9 protein-coding genes and 2 pseudogenes are annotated in these 12,346 nt (G+C 47.1%); all 11 read left to right on the forward strand.

What is annotated here, in order from left to right; translation table 11 throughout:
* Window positions 1–46 precede the first annotated feature (46 nt).
* The 11 genes and pseudogenes from JCM19039_RS06550 to rnr all read left to right on the forward strand — a co-directional run bounded on the left by JCM19039_RS06550 (window position 47) and on the right by rnr (window position 12,030).
* Entirely contained in the window at window positions 47–1,081 is a 1,035-nt protein-coding gene (locus JCM19039_RS06550; protein ID WP_042425232.1) for a sugar-binding transcriptional regulator, read from the forward strand.
* A complete protein-coding gene (gap, locus tag JCM19039_RS06555; protein ID WP_042425145.1) occupies window positions 1,082–2,089 on the forward strand; it encodes a type I glyceraldehyde-3-phosphate dehydrogenase in 1,008 nt (335 codons plus the stop codon).
* 75 nt (window positions 2,090–2,164) lie between these two features.
* Window positions 2,165–3,346, forward strand: coding sequence for a phosphoglycerate kinase (pgk, locus tag JCM19039_RS06560; RefSeq protein ID WP_042425147.1), 1,182 nt, complete (start codon window positions 2,165–2,167; stop codon window positions 3,344–3,346).
* Between the two features lie 12 nt (window positions 3,347–3,358).
* Window positions 3,359–4,117 carry a triose-phosphate isomerase gene (gene tpiA / locus JCM19039_RS06565; RefSeq protein WP_042425149.1) on the forward strand — a complete coding sequence of 253 codons (759 nt, stop codon included), beginning with the start codon at window positions 3,359–3,361 and terminating at the stop codon, window positions 4,115–4,117.
* Window positions 4,114–5,632: pseudogene (gpmI, locus tag JCM19039_RS06570) on the forward strand (2,3-bisphosphoglycerate-independent phosphoglycerate mutase). The gene tpiA and the pseudogene gpmI overlap by 4 nt, the downstream one beginning before the upstream one ends.
* 22 nt (window positions 5,633–5,654) lie before the next feature.
* A complete protein-coding gene (gene eno / locus JCM19039_RS06575; RefSeq protein WP_042425151.1) occupies window positions 5,655–6,935 on the forward strand; it encodes a phosphopyruvate hydratase in 1,281 nt (426 codons plus the stop codon).
* A 530-nt stretch (window positions 6,936–7,465) separates the two neighbouring features.
* Window positions 7,466–7,846, forward strand: a complete 381-nt coding sequence (locus tag JCM19039_RS06585) for a hypothetical protein (protein ID WP_042425156.1) — start codon at window positions 7,466–7,468, stop codon at window positions 7,844–7,846.
* A gap of 109 nt (window positions 7,847–7,955) precedes the next feature.
* Window positions 7,956–8,186 (forward strand): preprotein translocase subunit SecG, encoded by a 231-nt coding sequence (gene secG, locus JCM19039_RS06590; RefSeq protein ID WP_042403522.1) that lies wholly within the window; start codon window positions 7,956–7,958, stop codon window positions 8,184–8,186.
* 99 nt (window positions 8,187–8,285) lie between these two features.
* Window positions 8,286–8,969 carry a carboxylesterase gene (locus JCM19039_RS06595; RefSeq protein ID WP_042425159.1) on the forward strand — a complete coding sequence of 228 codons (684 nt, stop codon included), beginning with the start codon at window positions 8,286–8,288 and terminating at the stop codon, window positions 8,967–8,969.
* Window positions 8,966–9,718, forward strand: coding sequence for a carboxylesterase (locus JCM19039_RS06600; RefSeq protein ID WP_042425162.1), 753 nt, complete (start codon window positions 8,966–8,968; stop codon window positions 9,716–9,718). Before JCM19039_RS06595 ends, JCM19039_RS06600 begins: the two co-directional genes overlap by 4 nt.
* An 18-nt stretch (window positions 9,719–9,736) precedes the next feature.
* Window positions 9,737–12,030, forward strand: a pseudogene (gene rnr, locus JCM19039_RS06605) (ribonuclease R).
* Window positions 12,031–12,346: the final 316 nt, after the last annotated feature.

A 12,346-nucleotide genomic window follows, 5' to 3' on the forward strand; every position in this document is an offset into this window, starting at 1 on the left:
GCGGGACATAATCGATCCCGATTAGGAAGAGTGAAACAGTATGAATATGTTAACGATGCTAGAATGGCAACAAAAGCTTCAACCTGACTTGATTGAGTCACTCGTTCACCGGTATGATTTGCTGCGATTCATTCAAATTAGCCAACCTGTCGGTCGAAGAGCACTCGGTGCTGAGATGAACGTGTCTGAACGAATCTTAAGACGAGAAGTGGATTTGCTCAAGGAGCAACGACTTCTCAATGTAGAGTCTTCAGGTATGCGTTTGACAGAAGAAGGGAATTCTTTGTTGCATGCTTTAGAGCCAAGCATTCAGGCGTTAACGGGTCGAGCAGCGTTGCAAGAACAGCTTGAGCGAGCGTTGAACGTTCGTCGAGTAATTGTCACTTCTGGAGATAGTGATCAGCAATCTTGGGTGAAAAAAGAGATGAGCCGTGCATGTGTGGAAGAGATGATTCACACGTTACGTGATGGGGATGTTGTTGCAGTCGCTGGAGGAACAACGCTTGCGACGTTAGCGGCTTCAGTTTTTCCGCATGAACGTTTGAAAGGTGTCACATTTGTCCCTGCACGAGGTGGGTTAGGTGAAAATGTTGAGCTTCAAGCGAATACGATTAGTGCTGAACTTGCAAAACAAGCAGAAGCGAACTACCGCTTGTTGCACGTGCCTGACCAACTTAGTGAGACCGCTTATGATTCACTCATTGAAGAACCGGGTATACGAGAGTTGCTACAGTTAATTCGTTCGCCGCGAATGGTTATTCATAGTGTGGGGGATGCCATGACGATGGCAACGAGAAGAAGTGCAGACCCGGGTAAGCTTACTGGTCTCGCTGAGCAACATGCACAATCTGAAGCTTTTGGGTATTACTTTGATCAAGAAGGACAGATTGTTCATAAAGAACGAACAATTGGTCTACAACTTCAAGATTTGAATAAAGACCAACAGGTCATAACGATTGCCGGCGGTCAGTCAAAGGCGAGAGCAATTGCCTCCTATATGACACACCGGCCAAGTGATTTGCTTATTACCGATGAAGGTGCAGCGAAAGCTGTACTGCAAACATTAGAGGAGGAATTATAGATGACAACGAAAATTGGAATTAACGGATTTGGTCGTATTGGACGTTTGGTTTTCAGAGCTTCACTCAATAATCCTGATGTAGAAGTGGTGGCCATTAACGATCTCACGGATGCCGATATGCTTCGCCATCTCTTAAAGTACGACACCGTGCACGGAACATTCGCTTCAGAAGTAGAAGTGGACGGAGACAGCCTCGTCGTAGGTGGCAAATCCATTGCAATTTCTTCTGAAAAAGATCCTGCTCAAATCGGTTGGGACAAGTATGGTGTTGATGTTGTTGTGGAATCAACAGGGCGCTTTACGTCGAAAGAAGATGCGAATAAGCATATCGAAGGTGGCGCTAAGCGTGTCGTCATTTCGGCACCAGGAAAAGATGTTGACGCGACGTTTGTACTTGGGGTGAATCATGAAACGTACAATCCAGAAGAACACTATGTCGTTTCTAATGCGTCGTGTACAACAAACTGTCTCGCTCCTTTAGCGAAAGCACTTCACGATAAGTTCGGCATTCGTCGCGGGATCATGAACACGGTCCACTCGTATACGAACGATCAGCAAATCCTTGATTTACCACACAAAGACTATCGTCGTGCTCGTGCAGCAGCAGAGAACATTATTCCGACATCAACGGGAGCTGCGAAAGCTGTAGCGCTCGTGCTACCTGAACTTGAAGGGAAACTTAACGGAGCGGCGATGCGTGTGCCGACGCCGAATGTTTCTCTCGTTGACCTCGTTGCAGAATTGAATGAAGATGTGACGGAAGAACAAGTGAATGCAGCACTAAAAGAACTCTCTGAAGGAGAACTTAAAGGTATTCTTGGTTACAGTGAAGAAGAGCTTGTATCCAGTGACTATAACGGCAGTACGCTTTCTTCAACCGTTGATGCACAGTCTACGATGGTGATGGAAGGCAACATGGTAAAGGTTATTTCGTGGTATGACAATGAATACGGGTATTCCAATCGTGTGATTGATCTAGTCGCTCATATGGCCAAGATTGGGTTATAATAATACAGGTAAAGGGAAAAGGGAGAAACGGATGCGTTTGCTCCCTTATTTCTCGTTTGAAGGAGGCCATATCAAATGAACAAAAAAACCATAAGTGATCATGATCTGCAAGGAAAAACCGTGTTTTGCCGCGTAGATTTTAACGTCCCATTGGACGGGACAACCATTACGGATGACACGAGAATTCGTGCTGCACTTCCTACGATTGAAGCGCTTCAAAAAGCCGGAGCGAAAATTATTTTGGCAAGCCACCTCGGTCGTCCGAAAGGTGAAGTGGTTGAAGGGTTAAGAATGAACCCCGTTGCAGAGCGTTTGAATGAACTGGTAGAGGGCGGTGTACAAAAGGTCGATCACGTCGTCGGTGAATCGGTGAAAGAGGCAGCGTCAGCGCTCTCTGAAGGTGAAGTGTTACTCATTGAGAACGTACGCTTTGAGCCAGGTGAAGAGAAGAACGATGCGGAGCTCTCGAAAGCTTTTGCACAACTTGCTGATGTATATGTGAATGACGCATTTGGTGCGGCCCACCGAGCGCACGCTTCTACAGCGGGAATTGCCCATCATTTACCGTCGGCTGCCGGATTACTCCTTGAAAAAGAGTTGGATGTGTTAGGGAAAGCACTTGAAAATCCGAGCCGCCCGTTTGTGGCGATCATCGGTGGCGCGAAAGTGAAAGATAAAATTGACGTGATTGATCATTTGCTCGATAAAGTGGACACCCTCATTCTTGGCGGAGGTCTTGCGTACACATTCGTTCGCGCGCAAGGTCATGGTGTAGGCCAGTCTTTATTAGAAGAAGACAAGATTGAAACCGCCAAATCATTCATGAAAAAAGCTGAAGACAATGGCGTGGAACTACTTCTGCCAACGGACGTGAAAGTCGCTGCTGAATTTAGTGAAGAAGCAGACAAGAAGATTGTCCCGATCAGTGAAATCCCTGACGACTGGCAAGCGCTAGATATTGGTCCGGAGACGGTTCAAAGGTTTGCGAAAGCCATTCGTGAGTCCAAACTTGCTGTTTGGAACGGGCCGATGGGCGTATTTGAAATGGATCCGTATGCCGATGGTACAAAAGGTGTTGCTGCGGCAATGGCAGGTAGTGACACGTACACGATCATTGGTGGAGGAGACTCAGCAGCTGCGGTTCAGAAGTTTGGCGTCAACCGAGCGATGAGCCATGTATCCACTGGTGGAGGCGCTTCATTAGAATTTATGGAAGGCAAAACGCTACCAGGTGTAATGGCGTTGCAAGATAAATAAGAGGTGATCAAAATGAGAAAGCCATTTATTGCTGGAAATTGGAAAATGAATCTGACGGATGAAGATGCACTCAAGTTTGTTGACCAAGTCGTCGAGCGTGTTCCGTCGATTGAATCGGTGGAATATGCCGTTTGTGGCCAGGCGGTCTCTTTGAAAGGTATGAAAGAGCGAGCGGTCGGTACGAATCTTCAAATCGGTGCCCAAAATGTACATGAAGAAGAAAAAGGTGCATTTACCGGAGAAATTAGCGCAAGTGCACTTACTTCGGTCGGTGTAAAACTTGCCATTATTGGTCACTCTGAGCGTCGTGAGCATTATAACGATACCGATGAGCGGATCAACTTGAAAGTGAAAACTGCATTAAACCATGGAATCACGCCGATTTTGTGTGTAGGTGAGCAATTGGAAGAACGTGAAGCTGGACGAGCAGAGCCGGTTGTAAGAAAGCAATTAGAAGATGCGCTGGATGGTATTGAATCTGGAAGAGCAGCAGACATTGTCATTGCGTATGAACCCGTATGGGCGATTGGAACAGGAAAATCATCCTCACCAGAAGATGCCGGAGCGATGTGCACAACCATTCGCCGCTTTCTCTTTGACACATACGGTCCGGAGACGGCAGAATCGATTCGCATTCAATACGGTGGAAGTGTCAAACCGGAGAACATTCGCAGTTATATGGCAGAAGAAGACATTGACGGCGCGCTCGTAGGCGGAGCGAGCTTAGATGTGGATTCTTATCTTTCTCTCATTGAGGAAACCGCTAAATGAGGCACAAGAAACCGGTCGCGCTCATTATCCTTGACGGCTTCGCGATGCGAGAGGAGACGTTAGGAAATGCCGTAGCGCAAGCAAATACGCCTCATTTTGATCAACTTTGGGAGAAATACCCACACGCGACATTGTCGGCATCAGGTGAAGATGTTGGATTACCGAAAGGACAGATGGGCAACTCAGAAGTCGGCCATATGAACATCGGTGCGGGCCGGGTCATTCATCAAAACTTATCGTTAATTAACAAAGGCATTGCCGCTGGAACGTTTTTTGAGAATGCGGTGTTTGCTGAAGCAATCCAACATGCAAAGCGGAACAAATCGGCCTTCATTTGTATGGTTTACTATCTGATGGTGGGGTTCATAGCCATCAAAATCATTTGTACGCCTTGCTTCAGCATGCGAAACGCCATGATTTCTATAACGTGTACGTACATGCGTTTTTAGACGGTCGAGATGTCGGTCAACAATCGGCGAAGACGTATATTGAATCGTTGCAAGAAAACATGGCAAAGATCGGTGTCGGCAAGCTAGCAACGATGCACGGGCGCTACTTTGCTATGGATCGAGACAACCGTTGGGAGCGGGTAGAGAAATCGTACCGAGCTTTAGTTGATGGTGAAGGTGTCGTTGCCGAAGATCCAATTGCTGCGATTCGTGAGTCGTATGAGAAGGGCGTCTATGATGAATTTATCGAGCGACCATCCTCCCAGCTGCACAAAGCATTCAGACGGGAGACGCCATCATTAGTTTCAACTATCGTCCTGACCGAATGATCCAATTATCGAAAACGATGACCGATGAGCAGTTTACCGACTTTGAACGTGGGGACAGGCATCCTTTGAACCTCTTTTATGCAACGATGACGCAATATGATACGAGTATAAAAGCAGAGATTGCCTTCCCGCCAACGAGGCCTGTGAACACGTTAGGTGAAGTATTGTCAGAAGCGGGATTAAGACAACTAAGAATCGCTGAAACCGAAAAATACCCCCACGTGACGTTTTTCTTGAACGGTGGTCAAAATAATGTATTTCCAGGTGAAGAACGAATCCTCATCGATTCTCCAAAAGTAGCAACGTACGATCTTCAGCCGGAGATGAGCGCGATCAAAGTGACAGATGCACTACTAGACACGATCGCGGGTGATCAGCACGATGCGATTATCTTAAACTTTGCAAACCCAGATATGGTTGGCCATTCGGGTATGTTAGAGCCAACGATTCAAGCGGTTGAAACGGTGGACGAACAACTTGGTCGCATTGCGGAAGCCGTATTTGCGAAAGGCGGAAAGTTGATCGTTACCGCTGATCACGGGAATGCCGATGAGGTCACTTCAGAAGCCGGCGATGCGATGACTGCGCATACGACAAACCCTGTGCCTGTCATTGTCACAGACGAAACGGTACACTTAAGAACAGATGGCATTTTAGCCGATCTCGCTCCGACGATGCTCGGATTATTAGATGTGAAACAACCGAAAGAAATGACGGGCAAAAGCCTAATTAAATAGCTGTCGAAAGGACGAAGTACACATGTCAATGATTGCAGATATTCTAGCACGAGAAGTATTGGATTCAAGAGGAAACCCAACGGTCGAAGTTGAGGTTGTTACAGAAGACGGTACACTCGGTCGCGCCCTAGTCCCAAGTGGCGCTTCCACGGGTGAGCACGAAGCAGTAGAACTGCGTGATGGCGGTTCGCGCTATATGGGTAAAGGAGTGCTCAAAGCAGTCGAAAACATTAACGAAACGATCGCGCCGCAACTCGTAGGGGTAGACGTTTCCGATCAACTTGGCATTGATCAACTTCTCATTGAGCTTGACGGTACACCGAACAAAGGAAACCTCGGAGCGAATGCGATTCTTGGCGTATCCATCGCTTGCGCGTATGCAGCTGCTCACGATCAAGGGGTTGAGCTATATGAATACCTTGGCGGTATTAATGCGAAAACACTTCCCGTCCCAATGATGAACATTCTAAACGGCGGGGAGCATGCCGATAACAGCGTCGACTTGCAAGAATTCATGGTTATGCCTGTCGGAGCTGATGACTTCCGTTCAGCAATGATGATCGGAACAGAGATCTTCCACACCTTGAAGAAAGTGTTGAAGGAAAAAGGCTTAAATACTGCTGTTGGTGATGAAGGCGGGTTTGCGCCCGACCTCGATTCTAATGAGCAAGCCCTGAGTACAATTATGGAGGCAATTGAAAGAGCCGGCTACAAGCCAGGTGAAGATGTGATGCTCGCCATGGACGCAGCAGCCTCCGAAATGTATGATGATGGCAAGTACAACCTAAAAGGCGAAGGGGTTGTAAAAACTGCCGATGAGATGATTGATTTCTACGAAGATCTCGTGAACAAGTATCCGATCATCTCTATTGAAGATGGCCTCGATGAGAATGATTGGACCGGTTGGAAGAAGCTCACTGAGCGAATTGGTGACCGTGTTCAACTCGTCGGTGACGACTTGTTCGTAACGAACACAGAGAAACTCGGAGAAGGCATCGAGAAAGGCATCGGAAATTCGATCTTAATTAAAGTGAATCAAATTGGAACGCTCACCGAAACGTTCGATGCGATTGAAATGGCGAAGCGTGCCGGCTATACGGCTGTCATTTCTCACCGCTCTGGAGAAACGGAAGATGCAACGATTGCTGACTTGGCGGTTGCTGTTAACGCCGGACAAATCAAAACCGGTGCCCCGTCCCGAACGGACAGAGTAGCGAAGTACAACCAATTGCTTCGTATTCATGACCAGCTTGGTGGTCGTGGGCAATACCCGGGCAAAGAGACGTTTTATAACATTAGATAAGTAAATAAACGAAGACGCCCGATCGTTTTGGGCGTCTTTTTTCATAATGATTCCAAATACGTCTGTTTGGAAGTAGAAGTCCAACCATTGGAAGAAAAACAAGGCGAATCAATCAATTTTGTGAGAATATGCTTTCCATCAGCTATATAGGATGAACTTGAGATTTTCCTGATTTGCGCTGTTGATTGTTGCTTTCCACTACAGAGGCGAATGCTTCTACTCCAGAGCACGAGGGCAACATCGGTGGCCAAAAGACGCCCACCGTGTTTTCTATGCAGTCCAGACTACAAGTGCAACATCGGTGGTCAAAGATCGCCCACCGTGTTTTCTATGTACTCCCGCAACACGCACGGTTCACGTTTCTGCCTACTGGTTACGGTGTGTGGAAAGAAGTCCAAATGCCCCATATATTCATTAATGTGACACTTGAGAAAGAAAAATCATCATTTTAAACGTGGATGGGCACATAAACGGAGTGAACGGTCACAAATTACGATATATGTGACCATTGAGGCTGGGTTGTCACATAAATGACCGGTCATCACATGCTTGCGCCAGGTGGTGACCATCGGCCCCGTCTTTGTACCATTCAGCAAACGTCTTCCGTGTTGCCCGCCACCCTCGGAGTGACGAACAACGATCGGCAACGAAGTTGTCGAAGTGAGATGAACTTCAAAAGACGATCGGCAGACATTCACCTGCAAACAGTGATCTCGATCATCGGATTCAGTGAATTTCCTTCGTTCAACTTGAAAAATACTGGTCGATCGGCATACACTTACTCATTCAACGATCACTATTCGCTAAATGTATCAGCTTTTGCGAATTACGTGTTTAGAATGATCGCAAAAACGACGGTGCTTACGACTGGCGCTTCGCTGCCCTGGCTCGTTCCGTTGATCTTCTCATGAGAAGTATGCTATTATAAGATAAGGACATTTACGGGTTACAGAAGAAATGAACGGCATTTCTTCTGTGTATGAGATAGACTGCCGTTTTTATGGAGGTGCGAACGTGATGATCACTACTGTTTTAACGATATTGTTAATTATTAACGCAATTGCATTGATTACTGTTGTACTACTTCAATCAGGACGTAGTGCTGGACTATCGGGAGCGATTTCCGGTGGGGCAGAGCAACTAATGGGGAAACAAAAGGCGCGGGGAATCGAAGCATTCTTATCGAAATCCACCGTCGTACTGGCGATTTTATTCTTTGTAATTACCGTTTTATTAGCGTATTTCATCTAAAGGCAGTAGGGGGTCACACGCTCCCTGCTGTTTTTTTGTTTTAATCACCGAAAGAACGGGAATTCTACGATCGTCAGGTAAGAACGGAGGCGCATCACGATGATCGGATGTTTATGCTTACACGGCTTCACAGGTTCCCCCGCCGAAGTCGAACCGATTGCTGAACGGTTAAGAAGGAAGAAGGGATGGCTCGTCTATACACCGGTCCTTCCAGGTCACGGTGAAGATGATGAGCTGAAAAACGGAGAAGGATCAACTTGGATATATACCGCAGATCGCGCCGCGAACGAAATGCTCAAACATGTGGATGAACTGTATGTAATCGGCTTTTCAATGGGTGGGATGTTGGCCTGTTATTTGGCGGCGAAATATCCGATCAAGAAACTGGTGCTCGTGAATGCTGCGGCTTATTACGTAAATCGTCCACAAATCATTGAAAATGTCCGAACCTCCATGCGGGAAGGGATGAACGACCCGTGGATGGCGCTCGTTAATGATAAAGCAAAGGAAACATCAATTCGTTCGGTATTTGAATTTATGAAAACCGTCCGAACCGTAAGGCCGTACGTTCGAGAAGTGACCGCCTCTGTCTTGATTGCCCAAGGAGAGAAAGACATTCTCGTTCCGGAGAAGAGTGCGGCTTATTTATATGATAATATCGGATCAAAGTATAAACGACTGTACATGTATGAGCAGTCCAACCATTTTGTGTTTCAAGATGTGGAAAAGCTTCAAGTTATACGAGATATCGAGCATTTCTTGAAAGGAAACGAGACAACATGAAAATTAAAGCTCCAAAACCGTTTACGTTTGAAGGAGAGAGTAATCGAGCCGTTCTTTTGCTCCATGGGTTTACAGGCTCTTCAAATGACGTACGCATGCTCGGAAGGTATTTACAAAAGCAAGGGTATACGAGTCATGCTCCTGTATTCCCAGGGCACGGCGTACCCCCAGAACAACTGATGCAAACGGATTGGCACGACTGGTGGGCGGCTGTTGAAGAGGGGTATCAGCATCTCGTTGACCGAGGGTTTACTACGATCGCGGTTTGCGGACTGTCCCTTGGCGGTTTGCTCAGTTTGAAAGTCGGCTATACTTTTGATGTGAATGGCATCGTGCCGATGTGTGCACCTGTCATGCAACAAGGCATGAACGACAGGCTATACCAGGGCGTTGTTGATTATGCTAAGCAATACAAACAGTTTGAAAAGAAAGATGAAGAAACGATTGAAGAAGAAATGGATGAATTTGAAACGATGCCTCTTGATACATTGGCGTCGATTGATGAACTGATCTTTGATGTGCGCGACCGGCTCGCAAACATTAAACAACCAATAAAAGTGATACAAGCCGGACAAGATGACCTCGTTCCACCTGAGAACGCGGATGTGATTTATGAAGAAGTCTCCTCGAAACATCGCGATCGAGTACTTTACGAAAATGCCCCACACGTCATTACATTGTGGGAAGAGAAAGAACGTTTACATGAAGAGATCGTTGCGTTTTTAGATTCACTAGAATGGTCATCTTAAGAGAAAGGAGAGAAAACATTGAGAGAACAAGTACTCACGTTTATTCGCGATGAAGCGAATAAACCACTAAATGTAAAAGAATTGCAAGAGGCACTCGGTCACGGAGAGAGTGCCGATGAACAAAAACAGCTCGTAAAAACACTGAATGAGCTTGAGGATGAAGGCGTACTCATCCGTACGCGCAATAATCGGTACGGATTACCGGAAAAAATGAATCTGCTCAAAGGTCGTGTACAAGCTCACGCCAAAGGGTTTGCGTTTATTATTCCTGAGAACGAAGACGAAGAAGATGTGTATGTAGCTCCTGGCGATCTTGCTGGAGCGATGCATAAAGACATCGTATTCGTACGGGTTTCTTCTCGCACGGGTGGCAATAAAGGAGACCGCGCGGAAGGTACGGTCGTACGTATTCTTGAGCGCGGGGTATCGACGGTCGTCGGCACATATCTTGATTATGAACGGTATGGCTTTGTGAAACCGGACGATAAGCATATGCAAGGCGACGTATTTATTCCAGAAGGAAGAAATCACGGTGCCGCAGAAGGCCACAAAGTTGTCGTCGAACTGACGAAGTATCCGGAGGGCCGACAAGGTGCAGAAGGTGAAATCGTACGTATTCTAGGCCATAAAAATGACCCAGGAACCGACATTTTATCGATCATCTTTAAACACGGCCTGCCTGGAGAATTTCCTGAAGAAGTTACCGAGCAAGCAGCAAACACGGCTGACACGATTGATCCAAATGAAGTAAAAAGACGACGTGACTTGCGTGAAGAAACGATTGTGACGATTGACGGTGCCGATGCGAAAGACTTAGACGATGCGGTGACGGTTGAAGAGTTGGACAACGGAAATTATAAGCTCGGCGTGCACATCGCTGACGTGAGTCACTACGTGACGGAAGGGTCTCCGATTGATGTCGAGGCTGCAGACCGTGCAACGAGTTCCTATCTTGTTGACCGTGTGATACCGATGATTCCACATCGTCTATCGAACGGGATTTGCTCGTTAAACCCACAAGTCGATCGTCTAACACTCACGTGCGAGATGGAGATCACTCCGAGTGGCGACGTCGTGAATCATGAGATTTTTGAGAGTGTTATTCGCACGAATGAACGGATGACATACACCGCTGTGAACGAGATTCTCGCTGATCGAAATGAAGAGACACGGGCGAAGTACGAAAGCCTCGTCCCCCTCTTCGAACGGATGGAGAAGCTCGCCGCCATCTTACGTAAGAAAAGATTTAAACGCGGTGCGATTGATTTTGACTTTAAAGAAGCAAAAGTGCAGATGGATGAAGAAGGGCGTCCGACGGATGTGGCGGTAATTGAACGGTCGGTGGGCGAGAAGTTGATCGAGGAGTTTATGCTTTGTGCCAACGAAACGGTCGCTGAACATTTCCACTGGTTGAAGTTGCCGTTTATTTACCGAATTCACGAGGATCCAGACGATGAAAAGCTTCAGAAGTTTTTGGAGTTCATTACGAGTTTTGGATATGTGATGAAAGGTCGCGGCGATGCGATTCATCCCGTGCGCTTCAGGAAGTATTGGAGACGGTGAAAGGGGAAGCGGAGGAAACCGTCATTAGTACAGTGTTGCTCCGTTCGATGCAACAAGCGAAGTACGACCCGACGAATGTCGGTCACTTCGGACTTGCGGCTGATTTCTACACGCACTTCACGTCCCCGATTCGTCGGTACCCTGACTTGATTGTGCACCGTTTAATTCGTACGTATCTTGTGAACGGGCAGACGGGCAAGAAGACGACCGATCATTGGCAAGGGAAATTGCCAGAGATCGCGACGCATTCATCAGAAATGGAGCGACGAGCGGTTGATGCGGAACGTGACGTTGATGATCTGAAAAAAGCGGAATATATGCGTGACAAGATTGGTGAGGAATTCACTGGTTTTGTAAGCGGAGCGGCGAACTTCGGATTGTTTATCCGGCTTGATAATACGATTGAAGGGATGGTGCACATTAGTCACCTGACCGACGATTATTATCATTACGATGAGCGGCAATACGCGCTCATTGGTGAACGTACGGGCAATATGTACCGCATCGGTGATCAAGTCGATGTGAGCGTGTTGGAAGTGAATATGGACGAGACGACGATTGATTTTGAAATCGTCGGGATGCCAAAGCGCAAGCAACGCGCACGTACTGCACCGAAAGTCATTCAAGGTGAGCGCGGAGACCGCCCTGGCGGCAAGCGTGGAGACAACACAAAGGGCAAAGGCGGAAAAGGCCAAAAGAACCCGAAAAACAAAGGCTTCCGCTCCAATCGAAAGAAAAAGAAAAAATAAGCAGAATGGACCGTCCGTGAGTGGACGGTCCTTTTTTTAGATGAACAACTACTATGATGAACAGCGCTATTCTTTCACGCTACGCCACCCGACTGTAGTCGAACAGTTATGCAAGGACCAAAGCCCCGCCCCTATATCATGCTGTGAATGGAGGCTAGCCGGCACGGAACAGGGCGAACAGCGTGAAATCATAACCCCAGCAACCGGGTTAGGTGGAACAAACCGGTGTTTCTGATTCCATAAACGCCTGTTTGGAAGCAGACGTCCATGGATTGGAATCAAAACGAGGCTAAAACGGGCATAGTGGGTGAGTCTG

Origin of the sequence: Geomicrobium sp. JCM 19039 (genome assembly GCF_000698145.1) — a bacterium.
GTDB lineage: Bacteria > Bacillota > Bacilli > Bacillales > Marinococcaceae > Geomicrobium_A.

What these genes read in the sequence shown, in the direction of transcription:
- JCM19039_RS06550 (WP_042425232.1), top strand. Translation starts at nt 47, where the DNA reads ATGTTAACGATGCTAGAATGGCAACAAAAGCTTCAACCTGACTTGATT.
- gap (WP_042425145.1), top strand. Translation starts at nt 1,082, where the DNA reads ATGACAACGAAAATTGGAATTAACGGATTTGGTCGTATTGGACGTTTG.
- pgk (WP_042425147.1), top strand. Translation starts at nt 2,165, where the DNA reads ATGAACAAAAAAACCATAAGTGATCATGATCTGCAAGGAAAAACCGTG.
- tpiA (WP_042425149.1), top strand. Translation starts at nt 3,359, where the DNA reads ATGAGAAAGCCATTTATTGCTGGAAATTGGAAAATGAATCTGACGGAT.
- eno (WP_042425151.1), top strand. Translation starts at nt 5,655, where the DNA reads ATGTCAATGATTGCAGATATTCTAGCACGAGAAGTATTGGATTCAAGA.
- JCM19039_RS06585 (WP_042425156.1), top strand. Translation starts at nt 7,466, where the DNA reads ATGACCGGTCATCACATGCTTGCGCCAGGTGGTGACCATCGGCCCCGT.
- JCM19039_RS06595 (WP_042425159.1), top strand. Translation starts at nt 8,286, where the DNA reads ATGATCGGATGTTTATGCTTACACGGCTTCACAGGTTCCCCCGCCGAA.
- JCM19039_RS06600 (WP_042425162.1), top strand. Translation starts at nt 8,966, where the DNA reads ATGAAAATTAAAGCTCCAAAACCGTTTACGTTTGAAGGAGAGAGTAAT.